This is a genomic window from Micromonospora sp. 050-3, assembly GCF_046549335.1.
GTDB lineage: Bacteria > Actinomycetota > Actinomycetes > Mycobacteriales > Micromonosporaceae > Micromonospora > Micromonospora trifolii.
Genome location: NZ_JAJPVX010000002.1, coordinates 1614525 through 1631525, shown reverse-complemented (window position 1 = coordinate 1631525; position 17001 = coordinate 1614525). Strand labels below are relative to the sequence as shown.

The 17001-nt window shown below is 71.4% G+C and carries 16 protein-coding genes; 9 read left to right on the top strand and 7 right to left on the bottom strand.

Translation table 11 applies throughout. The features are described from left to right. Positions 1–84: 84 nt before the first annotated feature. Entirely contained in the window at positions 85–921 is an 837-nt protein-coding gene (locus tag ACLJOK_RS22580) for a hypothetical protein (RefSeq protein ID WP_410820662.1), read from the top strand. Positions 922–1018: 97 nt separating this feature from the next. Here the strand turns inward: ACLJOK_RS22580 and ACLJOK_RS22575 are convergent, their stop codons facing one another. Further along, complete coding sequence (locus ACLJOK_RS22575) at positions 1019–1489, bottom strand: hypothetical protein (protein ID WP_410820661.1); 471 nt, start codon at positions 1487–1489, stop codon at positions 1019–1021. 72 nt (positions 1490–1561) lie between these two features. Then, the gene (locus tag ACLJOK_RS22570) at positions 1562–2080 is read right to left on the bottom strand and encodes a hypothetical protein (protein WP_410820660.1); all 519 of its coding nucleotides are present in this window, start codon (positions 2078–2080) and stop codon (positions 1562–1564) included. A 26-nt stretch (positions 2081–2106) separates the two neighbouring features. Between ACLJOK_RS22570 and ACLJOK_RS22565 the strand changes: the two genes are divergently transcribed. Further along, positions 2107–2286, top strand: a complete 180-nt coding sequence (locus ACLJOK_RS22565) for a hypothetical protein (RefSeq protein ID WP_410820659.1) — start codon at positions 2107–2109, stop codon at positions 2284–2286. Positions 2287–2771: 485 nt separating this feature from the next. Here ACLJOK_RS22565 and ACLJOK_RS22560 read toward each other — a convergent pair whose 3' ends face one another. Together ACLJOK_RS22560 and ACLJOK_RS22555 are read right to left on the bottom strand one after the other, a co-directional pair. Continuing rightward, complete coding sequence (locus tag ACLJOK_RS22560; RefSeq protein WP_410820658.1) at positions 2772–3599, bottom strand: DUF3152 domain-containing protein; 828 nt, start codon at positions 3597–3599, stop codon at positions 2772–2774. A 174-nt stretch (positions 3600–3773) separates the two neighbouring features. Then, complete coding sequence (locus ACLJOK_RS22555) at positions 3774–4964, bottom strand: ROK family transcriptional regulator (protein WP_410820657.1); 1191 nt, start codon at positions 4962–4964, stop codon at positions 3774–3776. 163 nt (positions 4965–5127) lie between these two features. Here ACLJOK_RS22555 and ACLJOK_RS22550 point away from each other — a divergent pair, with 163 nt between their 5' ends. From ACLJOK_RS22550 to ACLJOK_RS22525, 6 genes are read left to right on the top strand one after another with little or no spacing between them, the layout of a single operon-like run. Further along, positions 5128–5856 carry an amino acid ABC transporter ATP-binding protein gene (locus tag ACLJOK_RS22550; protein WP_210781094.1) on the top strand — a complete coding sequence of 243 codons (729 nt, stop codon included), beginning with the start codon at positions 5128–5130 and terminating at the stop codon, positions 5854–5856. Between the two features lie 19 nt (positions 5857–5875). Beyond that, positions 5876–6844, top strand: a complete 969-nt coding sequence (locus ACLJOK_RS22545; protein WP_410820656.1) for a glutamate ABC transporter substrate-binding protein — start codon at positions 5876–5878, stop codon at positions 6842–6844. A gap of 16 nt (positions 6845–6860) precedes the next feature. Then, positions 6861–7505 carry an amino acid ABC transporter permease gene (locus ACLJOK_RS22540; protein ID WP_112582064.1) on the top strand — a complete coding sequence of 215 codons (645 nt, stop codon included), beginning with the start codon at positions 6861–6863 and terminating at the stop codon, positions 7503–7505. Continuing rightward, positions 7502–8371: an amino acid ABC transporter permease gene (locus tag ACLJOK_RS22535; RefSeq protein ID WP_238681878.1), complete on the top strand. Its 870-nt coding sequence runs from the start codon at positions 7502–7504 to the stop codon at positions 8369–8371. The genes ACLJOK_RS22540 and ACLJOK_RS22535 overlap by 4 nt, the downstream gene beginning before the upstream one ends. Further along, positions 8368–9387, top strand: a complete 1020-nt coding sequence (locus tag ACLJOK_RS22530; RefSeq protein ID WP_410820655.1) for an asparaginase — start codon at positions 8368–8370, stop codon at positions 9385–9387. The genes ACLJOK_RS22535 and ACLJOK_RS22530 overlap by 4 nt, the downstream gene beginning before the upstream one ends. After that, entirely contained in the window at positions 9384–10127 is a 744-nt protein-coding gene (locus tag ACLJOK_RS22525) for a copper homeostasis protein CutC (RefSeq protein WP_410820654.1), read from the top strand. The genes ACLJOK_RS22530 and ACLJOK_RS22525 overlap by 4 nt, the downstream gene beginning before the upstream one ends. Before the next feature lie 164 nt (positions 10128–10291). Here the strand turns inward: ACLJOK_RS22525 and ACLJOK_RS22520 are convergent, their stop codons facing one another. Continuing rightward, entirely contained in the window at positions 10292–10846 is a 555-nt protein-coding gene (locus ACLJOK_RS22520) for a hypothetical protein (protein WP_410820653.1), read from the bottom strand. A 95-nt stretch (positions 10847–10941) separates the two neighbouring features. Beyond that, entirely contained in the window at positions 10942–13392 is a 2451-nt protein-coding gene (locus tag ACLJOK_RS22515) for a glycosyl hydrolase 2 galactose-binding domain-containing protein (RefSeq protein WP_410820652.1), read from the bottom strand. A gap of 112 nt (positions 13393–13504) precedes the next feature. Between ACLJOK_RS22515 and ACLJOK_RS22510 the strand changes: the two genes are divergently transcribed. Then, positions 13505–14524 carry a LacI family DNA-binding transcriptional regulator gene (locus tag ACLJOK_RS22510; RefSeq protein WP_410820651.1) on the top strand — a complete coding sequence of 340 codons (1020 nt, stop codon included), beginning with the start codon at positions 13505–13507 and terminating at the stop codon, positions 14522–14524. A gap of 6 nt (positions 14525–14530) precedes the next feature. Here the strand turns inward: ACLJOK_RS22510 and ACLJOK_RS22505 are convergent, their stop codons facing one another. Continuing rightward, positions 14531–16903, bottom strand: a complete 2373-nt coding sequence (locus tag ACLJOK_RS22505; protein WP_410820650.1) for an EAL domain-containing protein — start codon at positions 16901–16903, stop codon at positions 14531–14533. Between the last annotated feature and the right edge of the window lie 98 nt (positions 16904–17001).

Sequence of the window (17001 nt, the reverse complement as noted above, 5' to 3'; positions counted from 1 at the left end):
TCCCCCATGTCGGCCCCGTGGGCTAGCGTGTCGTCGGTCTATCTGGGGAGAGCCCCAGATTTCGACGGGGGGAGATGCGTGTACGTGTCATTTTGGAAGAAGTCCGTGGTGGTGGCGGTCTCGGCGCTCACCGCGCTCGCTGTCTCCGCTTGCGGTACGACGTCCGGCGGTTCCGAGTCGCCGAAGCAGCCCAGCGTCCTGGAGCTGCTGGCCAGTGACCTGAAGGGGTCGCTGCAGAAGACCGCCGAGGCCACCGACAAGAGCGACTCGGTGACCGTGACGATGACGGGCACGGCGGGCGGCGAGAAGGTCTCGATGAAGGGCGTCCTGGACCTCGGCGACCCGGTCAAGGCCGAGATGACGACGACGGACGAGAAGGGCGCCGCGACGATCGTCCGGATGGTCGGCGCGGTCATCTACGTCGAGATTCCGGCGGAGGACCGCGCGGAGATGGACGGCAAGCGCTGGATGAAGATGGACATGAGCGCCGCCGGCAAGCAGGCCGGGATGAACTTCGGCAAGCAGTTCGAGGACATCGACCCGACCAAGCAGGTCAAGACGCTGCTCGCCACCGAGGGCACGAAGGTGGTCGGGCAGGAGACGGTGAACGGGACGGCCACCGTCCACTACACCGTCACCACGCCGATGGCGACCTACCTCGCGCAGATCGATGCGAAGCTGCGGGCGGGCGTCGAGCAGCAGATGACCAAGATGGGCGTCAAGGACATCACCACCGACCTGTGGGTCGACGAGCAGTACCGGCCAAGCCGGGCGACCCTGAAAATGGGCCCGCTGGGCGACCTGGTGATGGACTACACCGACTACGGCAAGGCGGTGAGCATCGATACGCCGCCGACGGCGGAGACCCTCGACTTCGCCGAAATGCTCAAGGGTCTGCAGGGCCTGACCGCCAGCAACTGATCAGGATCGGGAGGCTGCCCGGCCGGCGCGCCGACGCGCCCGCCGGGCAGTGCCGTGTCCGCCCGCTCGTCGCGCCCGGCTGACAGCCGACTCCGGGTCAGCCGAGGTCGCGCAGGTCGAGGGCCTCGGCGAGGAGGCTCACGCCGTCGTCGTCGTGTCGGTGCACTGTGCAACCGGCGCGGGTGAAGCGAACGGTGACCACCTGCCCGGCGTGCTGGGCCGCCAGGCGTAGCAATTCCGGCTCGGGATTCGCGACGTCACGCGGCCCCGAGCAGGGCACCGGGATGGGCGCTGTCGGGTCGGTTGGGGCGGCCCCGGCGACGGCGTCGGTCAGGCACTCGACGCACCAGGAGAGCGCGGCAGCCAGACTCGGCCGGTAGGGGAAGTCGTCGGGACGGACAGGTGCACCAAGCGGCTTCACCTCGACAGACCAGCGCAATCCGTCGGCCAGCAGTGGGTCTGCGGCGTTGTGCCGCAGGTCGCACACGGCCACCACGAGGGCCAGGTCGAGGCCGAGGGCGAGCCGCAGCAACTCGGTCAGCGGCGGCCCGTCGGGAGGCGTCGCCACCACGATCAGACGGCCGGCCGGCGTACCCCGGCTTGCGTTGCGGACGTGCTCCCCGACCGGGTCGGCCCCGGCCTAGGAAAGGGTGACGTAACCGTCGCGGAGGTCCTTGCCGATCTGCTGCCCACCGTCGGCCTCGGCCAGGTCGTCGGGCCGTGCACCGAGGACGACCGCCCAGGATCCGAGCCGGTAACGGTCCGGAAGCTGGACGACGGGCTTGCCGCCCGGTTGGGTGGCGACCAGCGGTGCAACCTCGGGCGTACCGGCCTGCCAGGCCAGGTGCACCACCCGGTGCCGTAGGTCGGTGATGGTGACCAGCAGGGTCCGGTGCAGACGGTGGGTGTCGCCGCAGGTGAAACAGTGCAGGGCGGATGGGCGCAGGCCGGCGCCGCAGCAGTGCGGGCAGTCGGGGTCGGCCGCGCGGCCGCCGAGCCGGCAGTCGCAGGCGCGTAGCCAGCTGTGTGGTCGGCAGTCCGGGCAGGGCCGCCAGTCGACGGGTTCACCCAGCCAGGGCGGGTCGGGTGGTTCGTAGCCACGGCTCACCGGCACGAGGTCGAGTTGGTGCTTCGCCGAATCAAGGCTGCCAAGGATCATGCTGCCGCCTACCTCGCCATCATCGGATGAGCGGAAGCCTTGGCGAAGTTGTCGCCCAACTGAGAGGCGCCATCGACACCCTGCACAGCGCCGCCGTTGTCGCGCGACGCGCTCAGGCCGACGCGGAACAGGCCAACGCGCATTACACCCAGGCAGCACAGGGCAGCTCGGAGGCGGCACGCCGCTACATCAGCGTCCTCGGCTGAGCACCGACCTTCACCATGAGGGTCGGCGATGTCGAGGCGGATCTCCGCACCGCCATCGAAGCGGCGGGCCGCGGCCCACCCCGTCAACTCCTTCGAGATCTTGGACAGTTTCCGTTCGCGCAGGACGGAAACTGTCCAAGATCTGGAGACTGGATGCCGATAAGGCCGGACGGTCATCGTGGGACTTCGAGGTACCTGAAAATGATCACAAAGCGCCGCTCGGGTGATGGGCAGGATGGGTGGCATGGTGATCGACTGCACCGACTACGGCAAGGCGGTGACCATTAGGATGCCGCCGCCTGCGGCGACCACCGACTTCGCCGAGATGCTCAAGGGTCTACAGGGTCCGAGCACCACCAGCTGAAGCAGTTACGTGTCCAGGCGGCGCGGCGTCACGCCGGGCCCGCCCGTTCCGTTCCGGCACTGTCCGGCACACGCGGCGACGCGCTCGGCCGAGCGGCGGTCGCGAGGTGGGAACCACCAGGTCAGGACGGCGCCCACGGTCCGCTGACGAACTGCCTGTTGCCGACGAACGGGCTGACGTTCGGCACGCACCCGCCCAGGCCCATCGTCTGGGTCATCATGACCGGCGCCGGCTTGCCGCGACCGGCGCACTTCATGTGGGCGAAGCCGAGGAAGTGACCGAACTCGTGATTGATCACGCCGGCGTGGTACTCGTGGATGCTGACCGGGTATCCCGGTGAACCCTGAAGCCACCGCCGCAGATTGATCATGATGGTCTTGCCGTACTTGCAGGAGTAGACGCCTTCGGTGTCGACGCCGCTAGCGCCGCAGAGTCTGTCCACTGTCCTCGGTGTCGCGAGCCGCACGTCGACGTCGACTTTCGAGCTGCCGACCCGCTGGAAGGACCACGACGCCCGGGTCAGGTTCACCGCGGAGTTGGTGACCGGGTGCTGCGCGGACGTGGTCCACCCGTTCGGTGCGGCCAACACCTGCTCGATGCTCGCGGCGAACCGGTCCGGCTTCCACGCGGGGATGTCACCCCAGGCGATGCCCTTCTCCACCGAGACGCTGTAGCGCACCCGCTTCTTGCCCTTGCCGATCACGCGACCGGTGCCGGTGGCGGTGGTGAAGGTGCCGGCGGCCCTGGTGGGGATCTGCGCGTCGGTCGGGATCTCCGGAGTAGGGCTGGAGGTCGGCGTGTCGCTGGGCTTCGGAGCTGAGCTCTGCGTACTCGGGCCGGAGCGTGGAACGTCGGCCTGCCCGGACGCCGGTGCCGACAGGCCACAGGCGGCGGTCGCCAGCACCACTGCCAACGAGATCGGCACGAGCAGCCGTCCGTTGATCCGCACGTCGAAACCTCCAGGAGCAGTCACGGGTGAGTGAGGACACCGGAAGGCTACGTGACTGCCTGTAAGGAAACTGTCAGGGTGATCGGTGGCGGCGCACGCGCAAAAGCGCAAAGATCGGGCATGCAACACAGATAAGGTCACACCGAGTGACCGCTGCTGTCGCTTTGAGCGAGGTCAGGCGGGCGCTACGACGTGGTCGATCACCAGGTGGGCGGCACCGGTGATGCCGACGTCCTGGCCGGCGGCGACCCGTTCGATGAGCAGCGTCTGGGTGGCCAGCGGAAGGCACCGCTCGTAGAGGGTGGCCCGCATGCTGGCCAGCAGCGGCTCGCAGTCGGCGAGCCGACCACCGATGGCCACCACCTGCGGGTTGAAGAAGTTGACCACCACGGCCAGGATCTCGCCGACGGCGCGGCCGGCCTGCCTCGCGAGTGCGGTGGCCTGCCGGTCACCGTCGTCGATCAGGCGGATCACACCGGTCAGGTCGGAGACCGGTACGCCCTGCTCCCGGAGCGCGGTGACCAGTGCGGCGCCGCTGGCCACGGCCTCCAGGCAACCGGCGTTGCCGCAGGTGCACGGTGGCGCGGGGTCGGCCACCACCCGGCAGTGGCTGATGTCTCCGGCCGATCCCTGCGCGCCCCGGTGCAACCGTCCACTGGAGATCACACCGGAGCCGATTCCGGTGCCAGCCTTGATGTAGACGGCGTGGTCCAACTCGGGATGCGCGGTGCGGTGCGCGCCGAGCGCCATCAGGTTGGCGTCGTTGTCCACGATGACCGGTACGTCGACCCGGCCGGCGCAGAACGCGGCGACGTCGAAGCCGTTCCAGCCGGGCATCCGCGACGGGCTGACGATCCGCCCGGTGGCGTGCTGCACCGGACCGGGAATCCCGATGCCGACGCCGCGGAGCGCACCTGGCGCCGAGCCGCCGGCCACCGCCCCACCGCCGGCCGCCGGATCGCTGCCCACGAGCGTGGCGACCTCGGCCAGCAGTGCGCCGAGCACCGCCTCCGGGCCGTCCTCGATACGGACCGGCAGGGTGCGGGCCTGGACCACCCGCCCGGAGAGATCCAGTGCGCCGACGCGGGCGTGATGCGCGCCGAGGTCGATGGCGCCGACCACGGCACCGCCGGTGGGCACGGCGAGCTGGCGGGGTCGCCGCCCACCCCGGGACCGCCCGGCGCCGGTCTCCTCCAGCAACCCCTGGCTGATCAACGCCTCGACCCGCTGGGAAACCGTTGACGGGGAGAGCCCGGAGAGGCGGGACAGGTCGGCCCGACTGACGGCCGCACCGGTGGCCACCCAGCGCAGTAGCTCCCGGGGGCCGCCCCGGAGGGCATCGCGTGGCGCGTCGTCAATCGTCACGTCAGCTTCTTAGCACCCGGCGTTTGTTCAAGCAACCGGTTGACTTAGTTTGCTCGCTACCTTTAGATAACGCTGTTGGTTCGATATGAAGCTGACTTAGTTTTGTAGTCGAAGGAAGTGAGGCCGTCTGGTGGCACCGGAGACGACGGGTGCGGACCGACCGATGGTGTCGGTACGCGGCCTGAACAAGTGGTTCGGTCCGCTGCACGTGCTCAAGGACATCGACCTCACGGTGGCCGCCGGCGAGGTGGTCGTCGTGGTCGGGCCCTCCGGCTCCGGCAAGTCGACACTGTGCCGCTGCCTCAACCGGCTGGAGACCGCCGGGCAGGGCAGCGTCGAGATCGACGGTGAGCCGCTGCCCGCCGAGGGCCGCGCACTGGCCCGGCTACGCGCCGATGTCGGCATGGTCTTCCAGTCCTTCAACCTCTTCGGCCACAAGACGGTGCTGGACAACATCACCCTCGGCCCCACCCGGGTCCGCCGGATCCCCCGACCCGAGGCGCGGCAGCAGGCGATGGCCCTGCTGGAGCGCGTCGGTATCGCCGACAAGGCAGACCACCACCCGGCCCAACTCTCCGGCGGGCAGCAGCAGCGGGCCGCTATCGCCCGGGCCCTGGCGATGCAACCGAAGGTGCTGCTCTTCGACGAGCCGACCTCGGCGCTCGACCCGGAAATGGTCAACGAGGTGCTCGACGTGATGGTCTCCCTCGCCGCCGAGGGGATGACCATGATCGTGGTGACCCACGAGATGGGCTTCGCCCGTCGCGCCGCCGACCGGGTGGTGTTCATGGACGACGGCCGGATCGTCGAATCCGGCGCACCCGACGACTTCTTCGCAGCTCCGCGCACCGAGCGGGCCCGCGACTTCCTATCCAAGATCCTCCAGCACTAGCCCCCAACGGGAGGGTGTCATGTCAATCCTCAAGATGAGCTTCACCGGGCGGCGGTCGCTCGCCCTCACCGCCACCGCGGTGGCGGTGGCCCTCGCTGCCGCAGGCTGCGGCGGCGACAGCGGCGGCAGCGCTCCGGCACTGCCCGGCAACCCCGGCCTGGGCGGCGACGGCGTGGTCGCCCAGTCGGTGTACGACGCCGCCCCGGTGGCCACCGACGCGGACATCCCGGCCGGTTCGACGATGGAGGCGATCCGCAAGCGCGGCTACCTGAACATCGGCGGATCCCTGGACGCGCCGCTGCTCGCCCAGCAGAACCCGGTCAGCGGCACCATCGAAGGCTTCGACGCCGACATGGCGAAGTTGCTGGCGAAGTACATCATCGGCAAGCCCGAGGTGAAGACGACGACCATCGGCACCCAGACCCGGGAGGCCATGCTCCAGGCCAAGTCGGTGGACGCGGTCTTCCAGACGTACACGATCACCCCGCAGCGGGCCACCCAGGTCGCGTTCGCCGGGCCGTACCTCACCTCCGGCCTCGCGGTCGGGGTCCGCAAGGACGACACCTCGATCAAGAGCGTCAAGGACCTCGCCGGCAAGACCGTGATCGTCGGGGCGAACACCCCCGCCGTCACCGCGCTGCCCTCCGCCGCGCCCGGCTCGAAGCAGATCGCCTTCGGCACCGACCCGCAGGCGTTGCAGGCGCTGCTCCAAAAGCGCGGCGACGCGTACGTGCAGGACTTCACGCTGCTCGCCTCGGGCGCCAAGGCGAACCCGGGGATGAAGGTGGTCGGCGAGCCGTTCACCACCGAGGCGTACGGCATCGGCCTCAACAAGGAGGACGCGCAGTTCAAGGAGTTCGTCAACAACTGGCTGAAGAAGATCCAGGCCGACGGCACGTGGGCGAAGGTCTGGGAAGGCACCCTCGGCTCGGTGGTGGAGGGTGGGGCGCCCACCCCGCCCGCCCTCGGTTCCGCCGACGGCTCCTGAGCAGTCTCTCGTACCGATGGAAGCCCTCACCGCCCACCTGAGCGAGCTTGGCCACGGCCTGGTCACGACGGTTGAACTGACCGTCGTGACCACCGTCGGCGCGATGCTGCTGGGCATCGTCGTGGCCACCCTGCGCATTGCCCCCGTCCCGCTGCTGCGCGCCATCGGCACCGCGTACGTCGAGGTGTTCCAGAACCTGCCGCTGCTGGCGCTGCTGGTGCTCTTCGTGTTCGCGCTGCCGACCATCGGCATCACGTTCCCGCTGTTCACCTCCGCCGCGATCGTCATCGCTGTGTACGAGGGGGCGTACCTGGCCGAGGCGATCCGCGCTGGGATCAACACTGTCGGTGTGGGCCAGGCTGAGGCGGCCCGTGCCATCGGGCTCACCTTCGGCCAGTCCCTGCGGCACGTGATCCTGCCGCAGGGACTCCGGGCGGTGATCCAGCCGATCGGCAACATCTGCATCGCGCTGCTGATGAACACCTCACTGGCCGCCGCCGTCGGCGTGGTCGAGCTGACCCAGGCGGCCAACACAGTGAACCTGGTCGAGGCTCAACCGATCGCTGTCTTCACCGGCGCCGGTCTCGCCTACATGCTGCTGGCGCTGATCATCGGTCAGGTCACCGGCCTGCTCGAACGAAGGCTGGCGATCGTCCGATGAACAAGACGCAACAGATCCTCTTCGACGAACCCGGTCCGCGCGCCCAACGGCGGATCCGGATCGCCACAGTGCTGGGCGCCGTCCTCCTGGCCGGCGCACTGGTCGCGGCCGTCTACCAGTTCGCCAGCCACGGCGAGTTGGCCGCCGCCCGGTGGGAGCCGTTCACCACCTGGCCCATCTGGCGGTACCTGCTCAACGGCCTCTGGGCCACGCTGCGCGCTGCCGCCGCGACCGCCGTGCTCAGCGCCGCGCTCGGGCTGCTACTGGCGCTCGGCCGGCTGTCGACGCATCGACCGCTGCGCTGGCTGGCCGGCGCGTACGTGGAGATCTTCCGGACCGTACCCACCCTGCTGCTGATCTACGTGACGCTGTTCGCCCTGCCGCAGTACGGGATGAACTTCCCGCTGTTCTGGAAGCTCGTGGTGCCGCTGGTGGTCTCCAACTCGGCGGCGTTCGCGGAGATCTTCCGGTCCGGCATCCTGGCGCTGGACCGTGGGCAGACCGAGGCCGGCCTCGCGGTCGGGCTGCGCCGCGGGCAGGTGATGGCGCTGGTGGTCCTGCCGCAGGCGCTGCTCCAACTCGCCCCGTCCCTGGTCAGCCAGCTGGTCGGGCTGCTGAAGGACACCTCGCTCGGCTTCGTGGTCAGCTACACCGAGCTGCTCTACAGCGGGCAGGTGCTCTCCTCGTACACCCACCTGCTGATCCAGACGTTCCTGGTGGTGGCGCTGATCTACCTGGTGGTCAACGCCTCGCTGTCGAAGTTCGCCCGCGTACTCCAGGCCCGCAACGGCCGCTTCGGCGGCCGGCGCGGACGGCGGACCGCTGAACTGCCCCCGCCGCTTCTCGAAGGGAACACCCCGCGGTGACCATCTTCCGTTACGCCGAACTGGCCCGGGTCGTGCGCAACGGCTTCGTCGAGAGCCGGCACTACGGCAGCGTCGTGGTGCTCGCCCCGGACGGGACTGTCGCCCTTTCCGCCGGCGTACCCGACGAGCCGGTGCTGCCCCGCTCCACCCTCAAGCCGGTGCAGGCACTGGCCTGCCGGACCGCGGCGGGCGACGAGCTGACCGGCCCGGCGCTGGCCCTCGCCGCCGGCAGCCACACCGGCGACGACCGCCACGTCGCTGTGGTGCGGGCGATGCTGGCCGGGGCCGGCCTGACCGAGAACGCGCTCGGCTGCCCGGAAGACTGGCCGGAGGACGAACAGACCCGGGTCCGGCTGATCCGCGCCGACGGACAGCGCGACCGGATCCGGATGAACTGCTCCGGCAAGCACGCGGCGATGCTGGTCGCCTGCGTCGCCCGGTCCTGGAGCACCCACGACTACCTCGACCCCGACCACCCGCTCCAGCGGGAAACCGCCGCCGCCGTCGCCCGGCTGGCCGGCACGCCGATCGCGCACCACGCTGTCGACGGCTGCGGGGCACCGCTGTTCGGCCTGTCGCTGACCGGCCTGGCCCGCACCTTCCAGGCGTTGGTGACCGCGCCTGCCGGCAGCGACGAGGCGCTGGTCGCGCAGGCCATGCGCCAACACCCGGAGTACGTCGGCGGCTGGAACGGGCACCCGAACACCGACCTGATGCGGGCGCTGCCCGGCGTCCTCGCCAAGGGCGGGGCCGAAGGCGTGCTCGCGGTGGCCGCACCGGATGGTCACGCGGTGGCGGTGAAGGCGGTCGACGGTTCGCCCCGGGCCACCACCGCCATCGCCCTCGCCGCCCTCGACGCCGTGGGCGTGCCGGTGGGTGGGGCTGACGCGCTGCGCCAGGTGCCGGTGCTCGGCGGCGGCGTACCCGTTGGTGCCGTCACGGCCGTCATCGACTGGACCACAGCATCGTCTCGGACCGAAGCGGCATCGCCTCGCACGGAAAAGGAAGAATCATGAACACATTCGAGATCTGCATCGACAGCGTCGAGGGAGCGGTCGCTTCCGAGGAGGCCGGCGCCGACCGGGTGGAGTTGTGCTCCGCGCTCTTCGACGGCGGGCTGACCCCCAGCCTGGGCACCATCGAGACGACAGTGCACGCGGTCAGCCGGATCCGGGTACACGTGATCGTCCGTCCCCGGGCCGGCGACTTCATCTACTCGCCGTTCGAGGTCGAGGCGATGGAGCGGGACGTTCGGGCCGCGGTGGCGGCCGGCGCGCACGGCATCGTGATCGGCGCGTTGACCGCCGAGGGTGACGTCGACGTGCCGACCACCCGCCGGCTGATCGCCGCCGCGGGCGACGCCAGCATCACCTTCCACCGGGCGTTCGACATGACCCGCGACCCGTGCGCGGCGCTGGAGCAGCTGATCGAGCTGGGCGTGCAGCGGGTGCTCACCTCGGGTCAGGAGGTCAGCGTGCTGGAGGGTGCTCCGCTCATCGCCGAGCTGGTGCGCCGGGCCGCCGGCCGGATCGTCATCATGCCGGGCGGTGGCATCACCCCGCGCAACATCGCCCGGATCGTCGAGGCGACCGGTGCCGACGAGTACCACTTCGCGGCCCTGGTCAGCTCGGACAGCCCGGCCGTGCACCGCAACCCGGCACCGCTGATGGGTGGCAGCCTGAACCGGCCCGAGTACGAGCGTTCGGGCACCTCGGGCGCCCTGGTCGGCCAGGTGCTCGCCGCCGCCCGCGCCTGACCGTCGGATCGCGCCCCGGGCGTGATGATCGTGCTCGACCCATGAAGTAGTGGCCTCCCAAGCTGGGGAGGCCACTACTTCCATGTACGGGCACGATCACGGGACGTCGGCCCCTTCGTGGCCACCGCTCGCGCCGCGCTCGGGCCATCATTCGGGCTTCGTCGCTAACCGGTGGCGAGGTTGATGGCGACGCCGATCGGGATGGACGCAGCAAGCCCCACGACCAACCACCACAGTTGCTCGCGCCTGGCCCTTCGCTCTGCCGACTGAAGGCCGCCCTGGATCTGGGTCAGGGTGTTCGCCATCATCATCAGGCCCTGGTCGCCGCCATCGTGCTCGCCCGTGAGCGACCGCCGCACGCCGTGGCGACGGACCCGGCTCGTCGTCGACAACGTCAACTGATGCCTGCGAACGCGACGCGACGGCAAACCCCCCGGCTCGGGATCCCCGACGTCGTCGCCGGCGTCGCCATGGTCACCGTCGTCGTCCGGATCCTTCAGAGGCTCGACGGTGAGGTAGACGCCGGTCCGATGCAGCTTCGAGAAGCGTCGCCTCGGGCGGACTGCCCACCAGAGGCCGCCGCCGCTGGCGAGCAGAACGAGGTTCGCGACGATCGCGCCGATCGCCCACCGCTCCGTGACGAGGAAACCGACGGCACCGACGGGAATGGCCGCCAGGATGAGTGCCTTCGCCACGGCCGTGCCGCTGATCACTCGCATGCCTGCCATTGAACCGGTCCTGGCCGGTCGCCGGGGTCCGTGCTATCCGGAAGGCGACAGAAGCGGGCCAAGAGAGGCGAACACGGCCGGCGGCGCTAGCTCGACGTCAGGTCGTTGACGCAGCGCAGCACCGGGCGGGCGACGAGGGCCGCCGGGTCCAGCACCCCGTCCGCGTGCACCGTGAATGTCGTCGACTCGCCGGGCAACAGGGTGACCAGGGCCCGGTCCACAGTGGCCGCGGGGTCCAATCGGTCGGCGAACAGCGTCAGGTCGCGCAGCACCGTGCGGGCCGTGACCCGGACCCGCTGCCCACCGTCGACCGGCTCGACCGTCGCGTCCCAGGCCGCCGCCGGCCAGTCCACCTCCCGATCCTCGGCGAAGAACCACAGGGCGCGCTCCGCGGTGCCACCGGCCTCCGCGACCAGCACCTCGCGCCGGGCATCCTCCGGCAGCGCCAGGTCCGCCGGCAGCGCCAGCACCACCGAGGAGTACGCCGGGACGTCGAGGTCGACCGAGGTCTTCGCCCTCGGCTCCCCGGTGAGCGTGAACCGGGTGACCGCGGCCGGTACGGTCCACGCCTCGGCGGTCTCGTTGACCGCGACCAGGGCCAGGCCGCCGTCGCGGGGCTGCACGGTGAGCAGCCGGTCGGCGTACGCGTGGCGCAGCGCGTACCACAGGGGTTTGCGGCGGCCGTCGCCGTCAACGGCCGACCAGGAGGTCACCGGCCAGCAGTCGTTGAGCTGCCAGACGATGGTGCCGGAGCAGACGTCCCGGTGGGAGCGGAAGTGCTCCACCCCGAGCTGGATCGCCCGTGCCTGGTTGAGCTGCGTCAGGTAGTGCCAGTCGTCGAAGTCCGCCGGGGCGGGCAGGTGCGCGTCGAGGCCTCGCTGGAGCTTGGCGTCGCCGCCGGCCGCCTTCTGATGGTGTGCCATGCCCGGTGAGTCGTGCGCCAGGGGTTCGTCGCTCAACGCCCGGCGCAGCGTGGCGTACGCCGGTGGGGCCTGGTAGCCGAACTCGGCCACGAAGCGCGGGACGTACTCCCGGTACTTGGTGTAGTCGTCGGTGTTCCACACGTCCCAGATGTGGGTGGTGCCGTGCGCCGGGTCGTTGGGGTGGATCGCCTCGGTGCCCGACCAGGGGCTGCCCGGCCAGTACGGGCGGGTCGGGTCCAGCTCGCCGACGATCCGGGGCAGCACGTCGAGGTAGTAGCCGCGCCCCCAGGTGCGCCCGGCCAGGGCCGGCTGCCAGTCCCAGTCGTGCCACCCCCAGATGTTCTCGTTGTTGCCGGTCCAGAGCACCAGCGACGGGTACGGCGCGAGCCGGGTCACCTGCTCGGCGGCCTCGGCGGCCACCTCGGTGCCGAACGGCTCCTCCTCCGGGTACGCGGCGCAGGCGAAGAGGAAGTCCTGCTGGACGAGGAGACCGCGCTCGTCGGCGAGGTCGTAGAAGTCGGACGACTCGTACCGGCCGCCGCCCCAGACCCGCAGCAGGTTGACGTTGGCCGCGACCGCCTGGTCGAAGCGCTCTGCCAGCCGGGCCCGGGTGACCCGGGTGGGGAACGCGTCGTCCGGGATCCAGTTGACCCCGCGCACGAAGACCGGGACGTCGTTGACCGACAACGCGAACGGGGTGCCGTGCTCGTCGGCTGTGGTGTCCAGCCGCACGGAGCGGAAGCCGATCCGGTGCGACCAGCTGTCCAGCGTGTCACCGTCCGGTGCGTGCACCGTCACCTCGATCGGGTGGCGCGCCTGGTCGCCGTACCCCCGGGGCCACCACAGCGCGGGCTCGCGGACGGTGAGGGTCAGCACGGCCGTGCGCTGCCCGGCCGGGACGACCACCTCGGCGCGGGCGCCGGCCACGGCGGCGCGGACGGTCAGCGGGACGTCCGCGACCCGCTCGACCTCGACGTGCACCTCGACCCGGCCGTCGCGACCGTCCATCGTGACCAGTGGGCGGACGCTGGCCAGTCGCGCGGTCGACCAGGCGTGCAGGGTGATCTCCTGCCAGATGCCGGCGGTGACCAGTGTCGGCCCCCAGTCCCAGCCGAAGTTGCAGGCCATCTTGCGGATGAAGTGAAACGGCTCCGGGTAGGCGTTCGGCCGGTCGCCGAGCCGCTCCTGCTGTGCCTCGGCGTAGCGGTACGCGGAGTCGAACGTGACGACCAGGTCGTTGTTCCCGTCGCGCAGCAGCTGTCGGACGTCGAACCGGTAGCCGCGGTGCATGTTCGCGGTGCGGCCGATCTCCACACCGTTGAGGGTGAGCGTGGCGACGGTGTCCAGGCCGGCGCAGACCAGGTCGACGCGCTCGTCGTCGCCCGCCCGGTGGACGAATGTGGTCTGGTAGACCCAGTCGGTGCGCCCGATCCAGGCCAGCGCCAGCTCGTTGTCGTCGAGGTACGGATCGGGGATCAGCCCTGCGTCGAGCAGATCGGTGTGTACGCAGCCCGGCACGGTCGCCGGCACGGACCGGCCGGCGATTCCCTCAGGCACCTGCGCTCCGGGGGCCGCTCGCACTGTCCAACCGTCGTAGAGTGCCTGTCGGCTCACGATGTCACAGCACCTTCCCGCATCGAAAGATGCCGACTGAACCGGATAAGTTGAGCCACGGTACGGTTCGGAATCCGGGCTGTCAACGGCCACAGAGCGAAGGAGCACGCCGGTGAAGCGGCCGACCATCGCCGACGTCGCCCAACGCGCCGGGGTGTCCAAGGGCGCCGTGTCGTACGCGCTGAACGGGCAGCCCGGCGTCTCCGAGGCCACCCGGCAGCGCATCCTGGCCATCGCCACGGAGATCGGCTTCAGCCGCAGCAGCGCCGCCCGCGCCCTCTCGGCCGCCACCGCGGGGGCGATCGGTCTGGCCCTGTGCCGACCGGCGCGGACCCTCGGCGTCGAGCCGTTCTTCATGGCGCTGATCAGTGGTGTCGAGGCCGAACTCTCCGCCCGCTCGTACGCGCTGACCCTCCAGGTGGTGGCCGACCCGGACGCCGAGATCGCTGTCTACCGGCGCTGGTGGGGCGAACGACGGGTGGACGGGGTGCTCGTCTGCGACCTGCGCACCGACGACCGTCGCATCCCCGCACTCGAACAGCTGCAACTGCCGGCGGTGGTGATCGGCGGCCCCGGCGGCACCGGTGAGCTGGCGAGTCTCTGGTCCGACGACGCCGCCGCGCTGACCGAGACGGTGGAATACCTGGTAGCGCTCGGGCATCGGCGGATCGCCCGGGTCGCCGGCCTGCCCGACCTGCTGCACACCGAGATCCGCACCGACGCCTTCGCTGCGGTTTGCCAACGGCTCGGCCTGGTCGACGCTGTCACCGTCTGGTCCGACTACACGGGCGAGGAGGGCGGCCGGGCCACCCGCCGGTTGCTCAGCTCGGCCGACCGACCCACAGCGGTCATCTACGACAACGACGTGATGGCCGTCGCCGGGCTCTCCGTCGCCCAGGAGATGGGCCTGACCGTGCCCGGCGATCTATCCATCGTGGCCTGGGACGACTCGCCGCTGTGCCGGCTGGTGCACCCGCCGCTGACCGCGCTCGGCCGCGACATCCCGGCGTACGGTGCGCACGCCGCCCGGCAACTGCTCGCCGTCGTCGCCGGGCAGCCGGCCGACCAGGTGCAGGACGAGACCGCCCACCTGACGCCGCGCGGCAGCACCGCACCGCCCCGGGACAGATGAACCGGTTCAGCGAGATGCTGAGGGGAACTCCTCGAAGTACGCCTCGACCCGCTCGGCCGTCGCCGGCCGGGCCAGCGCGAACCCCTGCCCGTACCGGCAGCCGCCCCGGCGCGCCCCCTCGACCTGGGTCGACGACTCCAACTCCTCGGCGACGATCTCGACGCCCAGCCGCTCGCCCACGTTGACCACCACGTCGATCAGCGGTGGTTGCCCGTCCGGCCGTGCGCCCACCAACTCCGGGCCCACCTTGAGCAGGTCGATCGGCAGGCGGCGAAGCTGGGCCAGCGAGGCGTGCTCGGCCCGGAAGTCGTCCAACGCGGTACGTACGCCCAGCGACCGCAGCCCGGCCAGCCGAGCCACCACGGTCGGCAGGTCACCGGCGACCCTCGGCTCGCTCACCTCCACCACCAGTCGCTCCGGCGGCACCCCGTAGGCGGCCAGCACGGCAGCGAGCCGCTGAACGAAGTCGGGCGTGGTCAGCTCCCGGGTCGTGACGTTGACCGCCATCCACAGCTCCCGGACACCCACCGACCAGTTGGACAACTGCCGGCAGGCCCGATCCAGCACCCACCACTCCAACTCGCCGACCAGGTCCAGGTCCTCGGCGACCGGCAGCAACTCGGCCGGGAGCACCGTGCCGAGCACCGGGCTGCGCCACCGCAGCAGCGCCTCCGCGCCCACCGGCTGCCCGTCGGCCAGGTCGACCACCGGCTGGTAGACGAGGTCCAGCTCGCCGCGCGCCACCGCACCGGGCAGCTCACGCTCCAGGTCGAGCCGGCGCACCAGCTGTTCCTCCAGGAACGCGTCGTACCACTCCACCCGGTCCCGGCCCAGCTGCACGGCCCGTCGTCGGGCCAGCTCGGCCTGCCGGAGCACGTCCGCCGGCCCGGCGCCGCTCACCTCGGCCAACCCGATGCTCGTCTGCACGCGCAACATCGCGCCGGCCAGCCGGTAGGGCGGGCTGAGCGCACTCAACAGTCGAGTGCCCAGCGCGTACGCCAGCACCGGGCCGGCGGCGGTGACCACCGCGAAGCCGGTACCCGTGCACCCGGTGACCAGATCGTCGGGGGCGATGACCGCGCGGGCCCGGTGCACCGCCTCGGCCAGCACGTCCTCCCGGGCCGTCGGGCCGAAACCCTCGGTGCCGTGTAGGTCCACCAGCAGCAGCGCGCCGGCCGGCGCCGGCACGTCGCCGATCGCGGCCAGGGCGTCCAGCAGGGCAGCCCGGTCGCCGGGGGCGCCGCTCGCCGTCGCGGGTCGCCGGTTGAGCCCCGACCAGGCGGAACTGTCATCAGGCGACCAGGTCGAGCCGCCACCCAACGCGGTGGCTGCGCCCTGCGGGACGGCGGGGCCTCGCTCGGGCGGCGGCTCCGGCGTGCCCGGCCAGCGGGCCGGGGCCGCACGGCGGTGCCGCAGCGACCGGCCGGCAGGTCGTCGATGAGCGGCCCGCCGAACGGACGTGGACGCGTCACCCGCGCGCAGTAGCTCCCGCAGCACCAGGGGCGGCACCGCCGCCAGGGCCAACAGCACACTCGTCTGGTCCGGTGCGCGGCCGGCGCCCAGGTGCAGACCCGCCGCCAGCAGCAGCAGCGCCGCGGGGAGCACCGACCGGGGCCAGGCCGCGGCGACCGACTCCACCGGCTCCGTCTCGTCCGCCGCATCCGCCGCGCCGACAGCGACGAGCAACATCCCGAACACCAACGGGGGTACGGCCAGCAGGGCCACCCGGCCGGCCGGCGCGGACGGCAACGTGGCCAGCAGAACCAGCCCGCCCACTGTGAGCAGGACGCCGCCCCGGCAGACCGCCGCACCGGAGCGTCGCCGTGGCCCCGCGAACGCGTTCAACGCGGCCATGCCCAAGCCGCCGAGCGTCAACGCGGCGACCAGCCCAACCGGGACCGGCAGGCCGTCCCGGGGCAGCAGCAACCAGCCGGCGAGGGCCAGACCGACGGCCGGGCCGGTCGACTCGACCAGCCACCGCAGTCGGACCGAGGCCGCCGGCCGCGATCGGCCGGGAAGCCGGTACAGACCGGCTGTCGAGAGGGCCGCCACGACCAGCGACCCGATCAGCACGGCGAGGGTGTGCCCGATGCCGGCCAGGGGCAGCACGACGGCGGTGAGACCCGCCGCCACCACCGCCGCGTCGAGCAGCACGCCCGCCGCACGCGGCGTCGGGTCAGTGCCGCGTCGGGAGGCCAGCCGGGAGAGTCGCAGCCCGGCGAGCGTGGCGCCGGCACCGGCGGCCAGCGCGATCACCACCGAGGGCGGGACCAGGTCGACGGCGGCGGCGAGGAGGAGCAGCGCCACCGCCACGGACGTGGCGGCCTCCGGTGCCGCACGGCGGGGGACGAGGACGCGGAACGGGTACGCGAGGAGCACGGCGGTCGCCTTCGTGAGGGGGCACGGGGGCGGTGCGGCGGTGCGGGAAATCGGACGTTGCGAGTCCGCTACCCACGATTGGCAACGATGGACGGCCG

Excerpts from the sequence above, each read along its gene's own strand:
- ACLJOK_RS22565 (WP_410820659.1), top strand. The coding sequence starts at position 2,107 with ATGAGCGGAAGCCTTGGCGAAGTTGTCGCCCAACTGAGAGGCGCCATC.
- ACLJOK_RS22535 (WP_238681878.1), top strand. The coding sequence starts at position 7,502 with ATGAACAAGACGCAACAGATCCTCTTCGACGAACCCGGTCCGCGCGCC.
- ACLJOK_RS22540 (WP_112582064.1), top strand. The coding sequence starts at position 6,861 with ATGGAAGCCCTCACCGCCCACCTGAGCGAGCTTGGCCACGGCCTGGTC.
- ACLJOK_RS22520 (WP_410820653.1), bottom strand. The coding sequence starts at position 10,846 with ATGCGAGTGATCAGCGGCACGGCCGTGGCGAAGGCACTCATCCTGGCG.
- ACLJOK_RS22545 (WP_410820656.1), top strand. The coding sequence starts at position 5,876 with ATGTCAATCCTCAAGATGAGCTTCACCGGGCGGCGGTCGCTCGCCCTC.
- ACLJOK_RS22570 (WP_410820660.1), bottom strand. The coding sequence starts at position 2,080 with ATGATCCTTGGCAGCCTTGATTCGGCGAAGCACCAACTCGACCTCGTG.
- ACLJOK_RS22525 (WP_410820654.1), top strand. The coding sequence starts at position 9,384 with ATGAACACATTCGAGATCTGCATCGACAGCGTCGAGGGAGCGGTCGCT.
- ACLJOK_RS22550 (WP_210781094.1), top strand. The coding sequence starts at position 5,128 with ATGGTGTCGGTACGCGGCCTGAACAAGTGGTTCGGTCCGCTGCACGTG.